Below are 16,042 nucleotides of genomic sequence, written 5' to 3'. Positions count from 1 at the left end.
CCATATCTTAGCTTACGGTAAATACCGGCACATCATTAGTTATTTTACCCTGCTGGAAACCATAAAAAATATTTAACAGGATAAACGTTTCCTTGGAATGGAAATCGTTGTTCGGGATATAGTACCAATACCCATTGTAATAGACTTTCACATAAGTATTCCTCGGATGCTCACGGCTGGCGCGGATGGTTATCATCCCTTGTGTAACTTGATTCCAATCAAATATTTTCCCGTTTGGATAACGGGTCATTGGCACCTGATTGTGCTTGATGAGCTCTTCGGGAACGACGATGCCCTTGGACATGTAATTTAAAAAGCCCAGTATGCTGCGAGTCTCAATATACGCATGATGGGGTTGGTTATCTTGCTTGGCAACCAACCAGATATAGGGCGTTTGCGGGGTGATATGTAATTCGCGCAGCAATTTTTTACCCGAGGCTGGAATTTTGTCAATACCATGAAACGTGAGCTTGATAGCAAAATAACCATGAATTTTACCGTATGTAATATCAAGATTTCCGCGTTCCTCAAAATAGTAAAATACCCAACTGAGGCTTTTGAATTTTTTAAAGTGCGGGATGTGGCTTCCTACGATTCTGGAGGCACTGACGGCGTTATTAATATGATTAATTCGCTGAATGACCATTCGGAAGACATGATTGATTCCCCAGCCTGAACGTAGCAAGGCATAGACCACTTTGAGATCAATCGGAATTAAAAGTCGCTTGACAAAGTCCTCGCCTTGCAAGGGCGTATAAGTAATGGTTGGTCGTTCCTGATAACCAACATCGCCCTCTGCGAATCCGGATAATGGACCCTTTTCTATTTTAGCTATATTGGCTCTTAAAGAGGTGGCTAAACTCATCTGGGCTACGATGTTATTGAGCGATAAAAAATAGATATTATCGAAATAACGTAAGCGGACTATATTGAGCAGGAGCTGCTGATTTTCACTGTTATGCAAGGAGTAATTGTAACTTAAACGCTCAACTTGCGTTTTATATGGGCCAAGGCTGCTGCAAGACTGCAAAAGTAATATCAAGGCACAGGAGATAATCTTAATGATGTTCATGCAAGTCCTATTTCATGTATAAGCATCACAGCTTGTTACTATCCACTGCGGCATTGATAGAAAACATTCTAAACCATATTGACAACTTGATAAATATAAGCGAGGAAAAGTAATACCCGAAAAGTGGCTTTAATGGCAGGTTGGGCTGTCAAAGGTATATTGACCACTCATCCCACCACCTGCGTGCCGCGGCTCGTCTACGGCACCCATACAATCTTCCCCTACCGGCAACCCGATAAAATAATACCAGTGCACAGAATCCAGTCTACAATGGTAAGTTCTGTCATTCCCGAGAAATCGGGAATCTATTCACGTTAAAATAGATCCCCGCCTGCGCAAAGATGACAATCAATGAGTAAAAATGAGCACATAAATAGGGATCCTTTTCAAAATACCATTGTAGTACCAATACTGTTTCCATTTAATTTTGACAGGTTAACTGTCATTCCCGCGAAGGCGGGAAACCATTCTTGATGTGGCTCAGTGCTTGATTCAGTATGGATCCCCGCCTTCGCGGGGATGACAAAGGGATCCTTTTCAAAATACCATTGTAGTATCAGTACTGTTTCCATTTAATTTTGACAGGTTAACTGTCATTCTCGCGAAGGCGGGAAACCATTCCTGATGTGGCTCAGTGCTTGATTCAGTATGGATCCCCGCCTTCGCGGGGATGACAAAGGGATCCTTTTCAAAATACCATTGTAGTACCAATACTGTCTCCATTTAATTTTGACAGGTTAACTGTCATTCTCGCGAAGGCGGGAAACCATTCCTTATGTGGCTCAGTGCTTGATTCAGTATGGATCCCCGCCTTCGCGGGGATGACAAAGGGATCCTTTTCAAAATACCATTGTAGTACCAATACTGTTTCCATTTAATTTTGACAGGTTAACTGTCATTCCCGCGAAGGCGGGAAACCATTCTTGATGTGGCTCAGTGCTTGATTCAGTATGGATCCCCGCCTTCGCGGGGATGACAAAGGGATCCTTTTCAAAATACCATTGTAGTATCAGTACTGTTTCCATTTAATTTTGACAGGTTAACTGTCATTCCCGCGAAGGCGGGAAACCATTCCTGATGTGGCTCAGTGCTTGATTCAGTATGGATCCCCGCCTTCGCGGGGATGACAAAAAGACAAACATTCTGTACAAGCCAACCTGTCAAAACTAAATGGAAAGAGTACCAGGCTCTGTACACCTAGCTTATTTCTGCAGCAAATGTGCTAATACAAACTTACAAGTATTTTTTTTGACCATTTATCATGAAAAAAACGTTCGATAAGTTAGACAAGTTGAAGCTCGAACAATTAGATAACCCGAATTATTTACCAAAAATTCAGAATTTTTTACCACAACTGAAATCTGATTTTGAACAACACGTCGCTCCCGGGGAATTTGATCCTATAAAACAAGCCGATAACTGGCTTGAAGTGGTAAGAAATTTGGCAAATAATAAACACCCCGCCATAAATAAAGATTCTCTGAAAAAAATTGAAAAAATATACGATTTATTGGGAGGACAAGATGAGGACGCTTTCCGGCTACTGGATATGTATCAGTCAATAGACACCGTTAATTCCGAACAAGTGGCAAGTAAAACAAAAAAAATAGTTGCCGACTATAGAGCACACCTGGCGAATAAAATTGAAGAAAAAGGCTTTATCATAAGCTCGGAGGATAACAGTATTGTGAGTTTGAATGAAGGCGAAATCACGCCGAAACAACAAAAATTATTAAATCGATACGAGGCCATTTCAGCATTGGATGAAAGGATACATAACAAGAGAATTTTAGACGAATCCGATAAATCTGAAGCAAAACAAGCATTAGATATCTGCTTGAAAAATAAACCTGAATGGTCTGAAAAACCATTTTTACAAAAATTAACGGATGTTTTGAGCGTCGGAATCAAGCCATTGTATAAGGCATTTTTTTCCAAAGAAACAAGGCTTAAAGAAGAGTTGGATCAGGTTATATCAGGCCCTAAACGCTGAATTGCAGGCAATTGGCAGCGATAAAAAATTGTTGCTCCATGCCTGCTCTACCAAGCAATTGAAACCTTACCGTAATTGGTGTCAGGTCACTCTTCCATGACTGTTATCTCACCGGGCGCATTCACGGTTATAGTAAAACCATGGGCCGAAATTTCAGCCGGACTTATCACACCACTATGCAGATCGACATAAAGAGTACCGACTTCTATAGGGGAATCCGAATCGATATTCATTTTGATAACCGCAGGACAAATACCATCCCCCACATGTTTGTCACAACCAGCCTTGACAAAAAACCAGGGTACGCTGGTTGTTGAATGGGGCATGGCGGGTTTTGGTGCCGCAACGCCGTCCACATAGGCATTGGTAGTCATGCTGGTTTGATTATGAGTGACCATGGCCTTTGGGGAGGCCGATACGGAGCCGGCATAAAAACTGACGCCAAGTGCTAGCGCGCAACACATCCACTGTTTCATTTGCATTACTTCCTTTCATTCACCAGTCACCGCAGCATAATAAACATTTTCAGTAAAAACAACCCGCCAATCCTGTATCACCTGAATAAATCAGGAATATAACCCGTCTCTTAAGGAAAGATTTTTAATACAAGAACTTATTAGTCCGGCCAGCCAATGTACGCCCTCATCGTATTCACTCTTACTGTGCCTTACAAGATAGATAGGGGTTGGTTGAAGACTGAAAGGCAAAGGTTGCATTCCCAAATTAAACTGGGTGGAAAAAATATCAATTAAAAAGCGCGGGGCCGTGGAAATAACCAGATCCGAATTCGCCACTGCAAAAATAGCCGGCAATATATTTTTTACAAAAAGCATATCATTGCGTATCAGTTTTCTTTTAAGCAGGTACTCGGCAGAATGACTGTATCTTTTCTGATTAAAGCTGAATGCAATATGCTTACTATTCAGATAATCTTTTAAAGACAACGGCTTATTGATAAGTGAATTGTTCCTGCTGGCAAAACAAATGATTTCTTCCTCGTATAATTTTTCAACCTTAAGCTGAGATGACAAAGCATTTTCATTGATGGCTCCAATGGATATATCCACATTATTATCAATAAACAGCCGAGGATCATCAGCCATTGCCTCAATAGTCGTTTCAATAACAATACCAGGCAATTTTTCAAGCTCTGATAGCAACGAGGGCAGCAGGATTAACTCAACGTAATCAGGTAACGCTATTTTGAACGATCGCTTGGTTCGGAGAGGATCGAATCGTTCATCAGGTTGCAGAATATTACCTATATAATCCATCACCTGCTCTAACTGCGGTTGTAAATTTTTCGCTTTTGGTGAAAGCAAATATTCTCCTTTACCGGGAATTAATAGCGGATCCTCAAATATCTCCCTGAGTTGTTTCAAAGAAGAACTCATTGCAGGCTGACTCACGAACACTTTAGCCGCAGCGGCACTGACGTTTTTTTCACTCAGTAACGCGTTCAGATGCAATATCAAATTCAAGTTAATTCGTTTAAAAGATGGCACTATGCTACCCTTTTTTTCAGTATCCCTCTTCTTACATTAGTACAAATAATATCAATACATCCGCGCAGGAAGTTAATCTGCCTGGCATTGCAAGGTATTTTCATCGGATATGGATGAATGATCCGTTGCCTGGGCAAATATCCCGAATTGACCGAGCGCTTGTGAACTGCTCTGACTCTCCCTGATTTCCCTGACAGGATCCAGAAATTGTTCCGGCTGCAAGTAACCAAACTTGAGGATGTGGGCCCGATCATTTTCCCTGTCGTCGTTGAGAGCAAATGTTTCCTGAATAGAGCGCATATAAATGAAAACCTGATCGTCTCCATATTTATATTTTAATGAATGGATAAAGGTATCCAGTTTTTCATGACTGATATCGATGGCTTTTAAGGCTTGCCAGTCCTCATCCGTTCTATCTTCTAATAAAATACCTTTATCCCAGGCGATTTTGACGGCTTCACGATTAGCGTCATGAATACTCTCTTTAAAATGTTTACGGACAAATTCATGTATTTCCTGCCTGATAATCTCCTCTCCCGGTATTGTAAAGCATGGATGGCCAGGCACGGACTGGAACAATCGGCGTTTAACGCCTGAAAAACAACTTGGTCTGTCTCCTTTGAGATCATCATACTCCTCGGTGATGCTCTGCTGGCCGTCATCCGCAATGATCCGCGTTTTATCCCAGTTATGCGCTCGTCCAATGAGCGCAAGCTCATTGATGAAATGGGTGAGTCTTGTCTCAACGGTATGATGATCAATGCTTGGAATTGTTTGATCCGTCACCGCCAGATAAAGCATGCTGATGAGGGGCTGATATTCCTCAAACGTTGACCACTTTTCAGCCGTATTATCCGGATTGACATTGACGTATTTGGCGTTTTTGTGCATCCAGGGATTCGGCCTGGATAAATAACGCCAGGCACAATGATCTTTATGTTGGTAATAAGCTTTCAGAGCACTTCGATAAGTTGATTCATCAAGATGAAGATCCTGAAAGGATCCCCAGTCAAGAGGCAGAGCCAGCGAGGTTTTTTCGCCTTGATTATCAATGAAAACCGTTGCCGGGTTTTGTTGATACCGCTCTGCAAGTGTGGCACGTAAATCCTCCATCACCACAGAAACACCGGCCTGTTTCAGCACGGGTTGATAATATTTGATGGCCCTTTTGAGATGCTGTTTCTCTCGTTGAGTAAGCGCGTTCATTGACGACTCGCCGTCTTCAGCCAAAGCGCGTAAATCCATCTGGCCATGTTGCTCATTGCTATAAAAATTGTGCTGTGCCGCGAGTTCACGCACGGCAGGAATAGCTAACAACAGTTCGGCCGCGGTGGTATTTCCCAAATCAAGGGCAATACGCAACAGTTCATTGGGGTGACGGTGTGTCACTTCCTGATGCGCTAGTGCTTTGACAGCCGGAATACCGATCAAAAACAGCATGTCGTTACCAAGTTCCGGATCATCTTGCCTGATAAGGTGTCTTAAGACATAAAAAAGAAGCCTGGCTTCCTCGGGTGACGCGGCATCAAACTCGGCATAGGCGCTTTCCTGCTCGAGCGTATTTTTCAGGGCACGAAGCTCGGCAAGCTTTTGCGCCACAAAGGGGCTGACATACCCACCATATTCATATCCGTGTTGTTCGGCGTAAGCGAAGACATTAGCCTGGGAAAGCAGAAAATTGATAACGGGTGTGTGTTTGTTTGCAACAGCTTTCCTGAAAGCGTCACAGTTGCCGGCAGTAATCATGCCTTGCAATCTTTCCGGGGCCACTGCATCCATCAGGTATTGAAGGACAGGTAAATGACCGTTTCTAGCGGCATATCTGAAAGCATAACTATTATCAGCGGTAATCATATCTTGCAGTATTCGAGGATGTTTTGAAGCCAGATATTGAAGGACAGACAGGCGGCCGTTTTTGGCTGCCCATCTAAAAGCATGGTAGTGATCGGCAGAAAGCATGCTGTGCCATTTTTCAGGACATACCTCAATCAGATAGTCAAGGACAGATAAATGACCGTTTGTAGCCGCGTAGCTAAAAGCAGAATAATGCTTGGCGGCAATCATGTCTTCCAGTTTACCGCGAGCTATTTGTTTGATCAGGTACTTAAGAACAGGTATATGGCCGTTTTGAGCGGCGTATCTGAACGCACTGTAATCATGGGATGCAATCATCTCTTGCAGCTTTTCAGGTGCTTGTTCAGCCAGATATTCTAAAACAGGCACATGGCCGTTTGTAGCCGCGCAACTAAAAACGGAGTAGCTTCCGGCCGCAATCATATCTTGCAATTTTTCAGGGTATTGTTCGGCCAGCCCCTCAAGAACAGACAAATGACCGTTTTTGACGGCAGATTGAAAGCTTTTCCATAGAGTTTCCGGAATTAGTCCAGATTGCGGATGCTGAATTTTTTCTTCAGATGTTGAGATTTTCATTTGATGACCTTAATAACTGATAATTAAAAATGGATTGCAAATGTCTATTTGCGAATCATTCTGTTTAGATTATCAACTATTAAATTGGAGGAAAAATTGATTGTTTGTATGTGTTGTATACAATTTTTTTATAGGTGATCGTATAAAAACGTGTGGTTATACGAGCAATGAATCAAGTAGCCAAATACAGCGTTTAACATCTGAATGACATCACCTTTTCAAATAAGGTATGATTGACCTGAAAACCCAGGCTCTGTGAACCAATTTTTCTTCGCACTATTGTTTGCGAAAAGGCAGTAGCCCGTAAGGAGGCCTGTGGCCGTATTGCGGGTTTGAGGTGCCAATCAGGAACGTTTTCCCGCATTACAGCGAAGCCTTCATGACGGGCTACAAAACATTATTAATGGAATTTTAATAGTTATGGAAACGATAACCCACTTTACACCGATACGCGGATTGGCAGGCGGCGTGCTGATCGGATTGAGCGTTGTGTTGTTTCTTTGGCTCAATGGCCGCATTGCAGGCATCAGCGGATTGATTCACGGTCTTTGCCCTCCTGAAAAACCAATGACCTACTGGCGAATGGCATTCCTGCTGGGAATGATTGTCGGCGGGTTTCTCTTTTATCTCCTGCCGGCCATTCAATTCCCGCTGCGCAGGATGTTTCCTGTGCCTCTGCTTTTGTTCGCCGGGTTTCTGGTCGGGTTTGGCACGCGCATGGGGCAAGGTTGTACGTCCGGCCACGGTGTTTGCGGTATGGCCCGGTTGTCCAGACGCTCGCTGGCGGCTACCCTTGTCTTTATCGCTACCGCCATGCTGACTGTTTTCCTGATTCGTCATACAGTGAGGATGATCTGATGTATCAAATTATCGCGTTTCTTAACGGTTTGATTTTTGGCGCGGGCTTAACCGTATCCAATATGACCGATCCCAACAAGGTGCTCAATTTTCTCGACATTACCGGCGACTGGGATCCCACCTTGCTCGTGGTGATGGCCAGCGCCCTGCTGACGACGTTTATTGGTTATCGATTAATTAATCGTTGCGCCAAGCCGGTTTTCGCAGAGCGGTTTTATCTTCCCGAGCAGAAAAAAATTGATGGCAAACTGCTCATCGGTAGTGCGCTATTCGGCATAGGCTGGGGTATTGCCGGCTATTGTCCCGGCCCTGCGATCACCGCTTTAGCCACCATGAATACCGATCCCTTGTATATGGTGGCGGGTTTGATAGCCGGCTCCTATTGTTATTACTGGTTTTTTCTGCGCAACAAGTCGTAGGCTCTGTGCATCAATTTTTTTCCGATCGAAACCAAGGCGACAATTCTTGCATAACAAATAATAATGTCTTGTAGCCGTCATGAAGGCGCAGCCGTAATGCGGGAAAACGTTCCTGATTGACACATCAAACCCGCAATACGGCCGCAGGCCTCCTTACGGGCTACCGGTCTTTTATAAAAACGTGTCTTCGGCAAAATGCCCCAATTAATAAAGCCTTAATATTCAACAAATATAATAAAAAAATTACTAGTTAGAAGGCTTTACACTGATGACCGGATATCTGCCATTGGGTACCAATGATAGTGAAACAATATTATCTCACCATCTTGAAGGTGAAACTATCAATACGGTTGGGTCGGATGCTCGAGAAAATACTCTGGGCAACCCATTTTCCTATTATCTGGATATTGAACATCATATTATCCTGGTTACAACCACCATTCATGCTAACAACGTGCAAGCGCTCATTGAATCCTTACAAGATCACTCAGGATTAGAAGATGAATTTCACGACTATGACATTCTTTGTGGATTGATTGGACCCGGCATTACGGAACAACACATCGTAGCTGCTCATTTCCCACCGCAAGATTATTATCCAGCTATCCAAATCAACCTGTTTGACTCCAAAACCAGCCATGTCGGGAAATTATTTTACCAACAAGTGAGCCGATGGGGATCCCTGTTTGGCGGTTTGGCACGCGCTCTTATTCCACACTACAACAAGAAAGCTACAATTGACGTTGTTGAGCGCAAGAGCCTCGATGTTCATTACAACACGCTTGGCACCCAATCCTTGTTTGACGGGGTGTCTTGTGGCTACCATTGTGCGGCAAATGTAATGGCGGCCAAAAACATACTGGAAAATGGTGAGGGAATAACCCCTGCCAACCTGCTGGCTCAAACTTCAGGAAGTCCGGTCTTAAAGGCTGCAAAAATACTCAGGCATTCCGGGGAGGAAAAGAAGCAGAACAAGGTCAAAAGCGGTTACCTGGATTTCATCAAAAAAGCCTGGGTCGATACCTATATGCCTTTGGAAGATGACGAAACCCGGCAACGCATGGGCTTTCAACATTATTTTCTGGGATGGCCGCATGAGGGAGGCTTCGCGAAAAAAGTTCTTTATTTCGCATTTCTTGGTTTTATCACCAATCCGTTGCTTAATCTGATTAAACTGCCTACGGAATTTTTATTCAATACGTTATCCGAATCGGCAAGCTACCTCAAAAACGCGATCATTGCCTGGAAACCTGATTTTGTGCTCACGCAATATTTACGCAGCGGCTTATTGCTGATGGCCTACGGTTTGCAGGGCTTGTTCAAAGGCGTCTCTTTAGCCACGCGAATCGTTACATCTCCTGTCACCAGCGCCAAAGCAGCATGGGCTATCCACCCTGTTCTCGGTATAGCAAGCGGTTTGCTTTCAGTCGCCGCCTATGCCGCTCTGATCGTATATGCCGCTCCGGCTGCCTTAAGTCTTCTCGGCACAATAGCCGGCCCGGCGGCTTTATCGGCTCTGGCACCGGTGTTAACAGCTCTGGCCACGCCGGTAACCTGGCTATTCGCCCAGGTCGGCCTGGCTCTGGCGCCAGTAATTGGAGCCGCAGCAACGCTGGGTATCGGAACGGCCTTGCTGGCTGGCTTCAAAAGCGGACTGGAAAAACTTGGTTCACGGTTTGGTTCTGGATCGAGGAATCAACCAGACGTTGTCAGAAGAGAACCAAGCTCGGATATAGAGGGTTTTGAGGATATTGGAAGCAGTTATGGTTCAATGGGACAAAGTTTGGGTGTTAGCGACCGGTTAAAGTCTGAACGATCGCAAACGCCAAAGGGCAGTAACCGGGATTATGTACATAGTGAGATACTCTCCAAAGACCACAACGAAATTTCTTCCTCTGATAGCGAACCAGAAGAAGACCTTGATTTTACATTTGTTTGACAGGATATAAGATACCAGACATCCAATGATTCAAAATCAAACATTTTCCTGCAGGTTGGGATCCTGACCCAATCTATAGTTCGTGCCTAGTACCATTTCCATTTAGTTTTGACAGGTTGGCCTGCACAGAATGTTTGTCTTTTTGTCATCCCCGCGAAGGCGGGGATCCATACTGAATCAAGCACTGAGCCACATCAGGAATGGTTTCCCGCCTTCGCGGGAATGACAGTTAACCTGTCAAAATTACATGGAAACAGTAATAGGTTCTGTGAACAAATTTTTTCCGCTCGAAAACAAGACAACTATAGTTGCGCAACAACTAATAATTTCTTGTAGCCCGTCATGAAGGCGAAGCCGTAATGCGGGATAACGTTCATAATTGGCACATCAAACCCGCAATACGGCCGCAGGCCTCCTTACGGGCTACCGCCTTTTCGCAAAAAAATGGCGCCAATTAGCCGTATTTGCAGCTGTGAAAATTTTTGTTCACAGAGCCTAGATACTGTTGCCCGGGATTCAACTTACTATAGGCCATCTCATCGGAGTATACATCTACTATCGGCGTTAAATAAAATTAAATGCCGATAATCCCTGGATGCTCGCAAATGTCTGCTGCGCTATCTGCAGGTAGGTAAGTTGCAGATTAAGGGCGACGGCGACTTCGGCAAGATTGGCATCCTCCAGTCCGGATTTGGTTTCCGTACTGATGTCTACCAGATCAATATTCACTTTCTCCGCCACATCCAGCTGGTTTAAACGCGCGCCAACCTTGGACTGATGATCAATAATATTGCCCAATCCGCTGTCTAGTTGTTCAAGGATCTGATTATTGCGAGTCTGGGTGTGCGCTTTTTGCGTCGGTGTTGAAAAAGGCTGCCTGAGATTATCAATCATATTCGCCACCGTTGAAAAAATCGATTCGCTGGCGGCCGGCTCAATGGCAAACGAATCACCGGCGCTGGGGGTTCCTGTCACCGTCAACTCCAGACCATTAAAACTGATGGTTGCACCGGAGGTGTAGAGAGGCGCGTCATCCGGATCACCGCTTGGAGGAATGACATTCCCGCTGGCCACACCACTGACCATCACAACCAGCTCATTGGCAGTGTTTAAAACAAATTGCAGGGTATAGTCATCGGCAATATAGGCGGCGTTATCGACTACACTTCCGGAGGTCGCCACCGCGTTTCCGGTATTGGGCGTCGCTGTTTCAGCAACGGTAAAACGCCCGTTACCATTGGGGATCCGCATAAACAAATCGGCGCCGTTATCGTTCAAGGCCACATCCAGACCGCTGGTAATGGTTTGAAAGCGCTGGGTCTGATCACCGTTATAGACAAACTGGCCGCTCACATCGCGGGTAATGGTTTGAGCCGATGATTTACTGCCGCTAAAAATATAATTACCATTGCTGTCTTGCGTATTTGCCAGACCCTGTAATTGATTCAACAAAACCTCCGCCTCATCGGCCAGAGCCTTTCTATCGTTTTCCGTCAGGGAATTGTTACCGGCCTGTACCTGTAGTTCGCGAAGCCGTTGCAACACATTGACACCATTACTTAAAACGCTTTCCTCAAATTTCAGCGTACCTTGCGCCGCCTCGTTATTTCTTTGCAACCGCTCACCATAGCTGATACGTTGTTTCATCAAATCGATTCTCGCCGCCGCAATCGGATCATCGGAGGGGTACTCCACTTTTTTCTGTGAGGATATCTGCTGCTGCAGGCGCAACGTTTCCGCCTGCTGCCTCAACATATTATTCAAGCCTCCGGAAAAAATCTGACTGGTTGAAATTCTCATTCATCACCTCATTGCGGCAAATAACACATCGATCATGTTGTTAGCAACGGACAACAACTGTCCCGCTGCCTGATAGGCTTGTTCAAATCGTAATAAATTAGCGGCTTCCTCATCAAGATTGACGCCGCTTTTGCTACTGCGAAAATCAACCGCCTGTTGATGAAGTATATCGGCCGCCTCACTGCGAAGTTTAGCCTGATAGGTTTTTCCACCTACCGAGGAAATTAACCCGGAGTATCGATCAAACAAATTTTCAGTGTCGCCAACAAATATCTTGCTTTGTTGTATGTCATTCAGTTTCAAGCCATTGCCATTGTCGGCATAGCCGCCACTATTATACGAAGCGGTAAACTGATCTCCTGTTGCGGGAATACCGGACACAACGACCGAATAGGATGGCGTGACGGAATCCGGAATAAGGATGGTGTTATCCGAGTTCGGCGTAAACACAAATGGCCCGGTTGTGACCGAATCGGTGACATTCACCAGGTTATATTGCGTGGGAGAAATAAAATCAATACGGTATTCTTTATCGACATCCGTCGTATTGAAAATATCCCCAAGTACAATGCTGCCCGTACCGGTATTTGATAAAGACGCTTGGGTGCGTACGGGTGAGGCAAACGCGACTTCCCGCGGATCGCTTATGGCCAACTGAAACTGGCCTGCCGCACCACGAGTCGGACTCAGCATGAACTGATCATCATCGGCGAGATTGCCCAGGTCATCCACGGTAATCGTCATGCCATCCAGATTTATAGCGCCCGCCGGGGGAGCCGGCGGTGCACTGGTCAAGGTTAACACCGTAGACTGGCCATCCGATTTTCTGGTGACCGTCACTTCATTGGTAGCAGCGTTGGTTACCCGCAGTTCATAATCACTGAGTTGCACCTGACCAATATCGCTGATATCAACGGAGAACACCCCGGTTCCGGTATTGCTGCTTGAGGGAACCGCTCTGGCCAACTGCAAGGCCTGCTGATTGTAATCGGTGAAAAAAATTTTTCCTATCTGATCATTCATATCCATACCCAATTGATGCTGGGTATTAAAGGTTGTCGCAAGACCTATCGCCATCTGCCCCAGCAACTGGCTGGCAGGCGTGATGACATTGTCTTCAAAATCAAGCATTCCGCCAAGCATACCTGAATTCATGTAACTGGTAATATCAATCTCCCCCGCACCATTGCCAATGACAATCTGGGTGCCGAACTGTCCGGTGGATGTGGTGTTCACCGCCATGTCCCGCTGTTCAGTGCCTACAACGAGCATTTGTCCGTTAGCGACGCTGACACTGATGCTATTATCACCCTGCGGTATGACACTGATTTCCATGTACCCGGATAACTGGCGCAGCAGTTCATCCCGCTGATCCAGCAATTCCGGGGCATCCGGCGAGCCAGCCAGTTGTTTATTCACTTCGGCGATGTTTCTGGTTAACTTGTTGACCTGCTCCACCGCTTCCTTAATCTGGGCCGTATTGGTACTCTGATATTCATCCAGACGCTGCTGCATGGTATTGAATTGATCAACCAGTAGTTGTGTCTGCTTCAAAAAAACGTCTCTGGAAGAGAGGCTGTCCGGGGTGTCGTTGACTTGCGACAGGGCGTTAAAAAAACTCTGTAGACTGACGGATATGCTGGTACCGTCCTGGGAAAGCAGTTTGTCAATCTGGGAAGCCTGCTCATAGAAAATATCATACTGTGTTTTGGTGGTCAGAGTATCTCTGACCTGCTGGTTGGCAAACCGGTCGCTATGCCTTTGAATATCCGAAACCATCACGCCACTGCCGATAAACGACCCTGCGAAGCGCTGGGAAGGCATCTGCGAAAAAATTACCGTCTGCCTCGAATAGCTGCCGTTATTGATGTTTGCGATATTATTACCGGTGACTTCAAACGCTCGTTGAAACGCGCTCAAACCGGACGTCGCTATGCCCAAGATACCTGCCATGCTTCCTTACTCCTTTAATTAATAAAGGCCTGTCCTATTTTATTATATACCCGTTTCTTGACAAAGCCTGCTCAAGTTCCTCTCCCTGATAAATGGACATCACCTTATTGGCATAAAGCGGATCAGTCGCATACCCGGCCTGATGCAACGACGTTACAAAACGATGAGGATCGCCTGTGTTGGCAAGCGCTTGTTCATAACGACCATTATTTTTAAGCAGTGCGATATAATCGCTGAAACTTTCCGCAACCGAATCGTATTTTTTGAACGAGGCTCTGGTTTTTATCGGCGTATTCGCGACATACTCCGTAGTGCGCACCTCCACAGCATCATTACCGGTTTTACCGGTGTGTTTAATATTAAACAGATTATGGCTGCTGCTTCCGTCCGCGTCTTTGGCAATATATTGCCCCCATCCGGTTTCCAGAGCAGCCTGTGCGATTAATAATTTCGGATCAAGGCCGAGAATACGGGCCGCCTGGCGAGCATAGGGTAAAATCGACTTCACAAAATCATCAACGACTTGATGTTCCGTATCACCTTCCGGTCTTGGCAGCCGAGGTGACAAATGAAGCTGCGTTTGCGCTTGTTCCGGTCGGATCAGCGCCATTGATTCCGTCGTCCCGGATTTCGAGACACCGGAAACTTTGTTCGTGGTTTGCGACAACTGCCTCGCCAGCATCTCCGCCAAGCCAATACCTTTGCCATTGGCTACGTTTGAGGCGTATTGTCCATCGAGCATATCCTGAAACGTTTCCTGATACTTTCCCTTGAAGGGGCTCGACTCGTCGAGAAATTGCTGCCCGAGCCTCATGCTTTTCAGCATGGATTGCAGAAATATCGCTTCAAATTGTTTGGTAACCTCCGGCAAGGCTTTCCGGGCATCCTCCTGAGCCTGTTTTCTCAAGTGTTGTAGCCCCTGAAAATCGCCGACTGCTATACCGTCCATGCCCATATTTCTTCATCCTATATCATGATGATCGTGGCGTTTAACGCCCCTGCCTCTTTCAAAGCCTCGAGAATCGCAATAATATCACCGGGTGCCGCCCCCACCGAATTAATAGCCTTGACAATATCCTGCAACGTCGTACCCTCGGGAATCAGAAACGCCCTTCCCGCTTTCTGCTCCACATTGATCTGGGTTTGCGGAGTCACCACAGTCCGGCCGTTGGCAAACGCGTTAGGCTGGCTTATCAAAGGGTTCTCACTGACGGTTACGACCAGATTGCCATGTGCCACAGCCACCGGTTTTACCCTCACCAACTGATTGATAACTACCGTTCCGGAGCGGGCGTTTACAATGATTTTCGCCTCGGTTTCACCCGGTATGAATTCAATATTTTCCAGAACGGAGACGTAATCTACGCGCTGGGAAACCAGCTTTGGCGCCGTAACTTCCACCGAGGTGGCATCCATCGCTCTGGCCGTACCCGGCCCCATCATTTGATTTATGGCGTCACTCATACGTTTTGCCGTGGTAAAGTCCGGACTATGCAGATTATAGGTCAATGATTTTGAAAAATAGAAAGGATTGGGAATATCCGCTTCCACCGTTGCCCCATTGGGGATTCTACCACCGCTCGGTATGTTGACCGTGACGCTGGAACCGTCTTCACCCGACGCGCTCAGACCGGACACCACCAGATTTCCCTGCGCCATGGCATAAACCCGCCCGTCCGCCCCCTTGAGCGGAGTCAGAAGCAATGTTCCACCAAGGAGACTTTTGGAATCGCCTATGGAAGAGACATTCACATCCAGAGTCTGGCCTTTTTTCATAAATGAGGACAGATTGGCAGTCACCATCACCGCAGCAATATTTTTGGAGTTCAGTTTGGTACCGGATGGAATATTAATACCCATCTGGATCAGCATATTACCAAACGTTTGTTCCGTGTAACGTGTACCCGTTTTATCGCCGGTACCGCTCAATCCAACGACCAGGCCATACCCAATCAACTGGTTATCACGAACTCCTGCGAGCGTCGCAATATCCTTGATTCGTTCCGCACAAACTGTCGAAACGAGAACCGTCATCAGGAGCATTTGTACTAACCGATAACCTGTACGCATGAG

12 protein-coding genes are annotated in these 16,042 nt (G+C 45.8%); 4 read left to right on the top strand and 8 right to left on the bottom strand.

What is annotated here, in order from left to right:
• Positions 1–7 precede the first annotated feature (7 nt).
• On the bottom strand, positions 8–1,072 hold the full coding sequence (locus CKW05_RS06210) for a hypothetical protein (RefSeq protein WP_058483868.1): 1,065 nt from the start codon (positions 1,070–1,072) through the stop codon (positions 8–10).
• 1,261 nt (positions 1,073–2,333) lie between these two features.
• Between CKW05_RS06210 and CKW05_RS06195 the strand changes: the two genes are divergently transcribed.
• A complete protein-coding gene (locus CKW05_RS06195) occupies positions 2,334–3,065 on the top strand; it encodes a hypothetical protein (protein WP_058483332.1) in 732 nt (243 codons plus the stop codon).
• A gap of 86 nt (positions 3,066–3,151) precedes the next feature.
• Here CKW05_RS06195 and CKW05_RS06190 read toward each other — a convergent pair whose 3' ends face one another.
• The 3 genes from CKW05_RS06190 to CKW05_RS06180 all read right to left on the bottom strand — a co-directional run bounded on the left by CKW05_RS06190 (position 3,152) and on the right by CKW05_RS06180 (position 7,000).
• On the bottom strand, positions 3,152–3,541 hold the full coding sequence (locus CKW05_RS06190) for a hypothetical protein (protein WP_058483331.1): 390 nt from the start codon (positions 3,539–3,541) through the stop codon (positions 3,152–3,154).
• A 90-nt stretch (positions 3,542–3,631) separates the two neighbouring features.
• Entirely contained in the window at positions 3,632–4,573 is a 942-nt protein-coding gene (lelA, locus tag CKW05_RS06185; protein WP_058483330.1) for a LysR family transcriptional regulator LelA, read from the bottom strand.
• A gap of 69 nt (positions 4,574–4,642) precedes the next feature.
• Positions 4,643–7,000, bottom strand: coding sequence for an ankyrin repeat domain-containing protein (locus CKW05_RS06180; protein WP_058483329.1), 2,358 nt, complete (start codon positions 6,998–7,000; stop codon positions 4,643–4,645).
• Between the two features lie 420 nt (positions 7,001–7,420).
• Here CKW05_RS06180 and CKW05_RS06175 point away from each other — a divergent pair, with 420 nt between their 5' ends.
• From CKW05_RS06175 to CKW05_RS06165, 3 genes are all read left to right on the top strand, one after another.
• Complete coding sequence (locus tag CKW05_RS06175; protein ID WP_058483328.1) at positions 7,421–7,858, top strand: YeeE/YedE family protein; 438 nt, start codon at positions 7,421–7,423, stop codon at positions 7,856–7,858.
• Positions 7,858–8,277 carry a DUF6691 family protein gene (locus CKW05_RS06170; protein WP_058483327.1) on the top strand — a complete coding sequence of 140 codons (420 nt, stop codon included), beginning with the start codon at positions 7,858–7,860 and terminating at the stop codon, positions 8,275–8,277. The genes CKW05_RS06175 and CKW05_RS06170 overlap by 1 nt, the downstream gene beginning before the upstream one ends.
• A gap of 268 nt (positions 8,278–8,545) precedes the next feature.
• On the top strand, positions 8,546–10,216 hold the full coding sequence (locus CKW05_RS06165; RefSeq protein ID WP_058483326.1) for a sulfite exporter TauE/SafE family protein: 1,671 nt from the start codon (positions 8,546–8,548) through the stop codon (positions 10,214–10,216).
• 564 nt (positions 10,217–10,780) lie between these two features.
• Here the strand turns inward: CKW05_RS06165 and flgL are convergent.
• Genes flgL through CKW05_RS06145 form a run of 4 tightly spaced genes read right to left on the bottom strand, consistent with a single transcriptional unit; the run spans position 10,781 to position 16,039 of the window.
• A complete protein-coding gene (gene flgL / locus CKW05_RS06160; RefSeq protein ID WP_058483325.1) occupies positions 10,781–12,016 on the bottom strand; it encodes a flagellar hook-associated protein FlgL in 1,236 nt (411 codons plus the stop codon).
• 3 nt (positions 12,017–12,019) lie between these two features.
• On the bottom strand, positions 12,020–13,969 hold the full coding sequence (gene flgK, locus CKW05_RS06155) for a flagellar hook-associated protein FlgK (protein ID WP_058483324.1): 1,950 nt from the start codon (positions 13,967–13,969) through the stop codon (positions 12,020–12,022).
• A 34-nt stretch (positions 13,970–14,003) separates the two neighbouring features.
• A complete protein-coding gene (gene flgJ, locus CKW05_RS06150; RefSeq protein ID WP_058483323.1) occupies positions 14,004–14,924 on the bottom strand; it encodes a flagellar assembly peptidoglycan hydrolase FlgJ in 921 nt (306 codons plus the stop codon).
• 11 nt (positions 14,925–14,935) lie between these two features.
• The gene (locus CKW05_RS06145) at positions 14,936–16,039 is read right to left on the bottom strand and encodes a flagellar basal body P-ring protein FlgI (protein WP_058483322.1); all 1,104 of its coding nucleotides are present in this window, start codon (positions 16,037–16,039) and stop codon (positions 14,936–14,938) included.
• Positions 16,040–16,042 lie beyond the last annotated feature (3 nt).

This window comes from Legionella spiritensis (assembly GCF_900186965.1).
GTDB classification, from domain to species: Bacteria; Pseudomonadota; Gammaproteobacteria; order Legionellales; family Legionellaceae; genus Legionella_C; species Legionella_C spiritensis.
This window is presented reverse-complemented; position numbering and strand designations above follow the sequence as displayed.

Bases quoted from the DNA above. Each gene is read 5' to 3' on its own strand.
- CKW05_RS06210 (WP_058483868.1), bottom strand. From the start codon at position 1,072: ATGAACATCATTAAGATTATCTCCTGTGCCTTGATATTACTTTTGCAG.
- CKW05_RS06195 (WP_058483332.1), top strand. From the start codon at position 2,334: ATGAAAAAAACGTTCGATAAGTTAGACAAGTTGAAGCTCGAACAATTA.
- CKW05_RS06190 (WP_058483331.1), bottom strand. From the start codon at position 3,541: ATGAAACAGTGGATGTGTTGCGCGCTAGCACTTGGCGTCAGTTTTTAT.
- CKW05_RS06180 (WP_058483329.1), bottom strand. From the start codon at position 7,000: ATGAAAATCTCAACATCTGAAGAAAAAATTCAGCATCCGCAATCTGGA.
- CKW05_RS06175 (WP_058483328.1), top strand. From the start codon at position 7,421: ATGGAAACGATAACCCACTTTACACCGATACGCGGATTGGCAGGCGGC.
- CKW05_RS06170 (WP_058483327.1), top strand. From the start codon at position 7,858: ATGTATCAAATTATCGCGTTTCTTAACGGTTTGATTTTTGGCGCGGGC.
- CKW05_RS06165 (WP_058483326.1), top strand. From the start codon at position 8,546: ATGACCGGATATCTGCCATTGGGTACCAATGATAGTGAAACAATATTA.
- flgL (WP_058483325.1), bottom strand. From the start codon at position 12,016: ATGAGAATTTCAACCAGTCAGATTTTTTCCGGAGGCTTGAATAATATG.
- flgK (WP_058483324.1), bottom strand. From the start codon at position 13,969: ATGGCAGGTATCTTGGGCATAGCGACGTCCGGTTTGAGCGCGTTTCAA.
- flgJ (WP_058483323.1), bottom strand. From the start codon at position 14,924: ATGGGCATGGACGGTATAGCAGTCGGCGATTTTCAGGGGCTACAACAC.
- CKW05_RS06145 (WP_058483322.1), bottom strand. From the start codon at position 16,039: ATGCGTACAGGTTATCGGTTAGTACAAATGCTCCTGATGACGGTTCTC.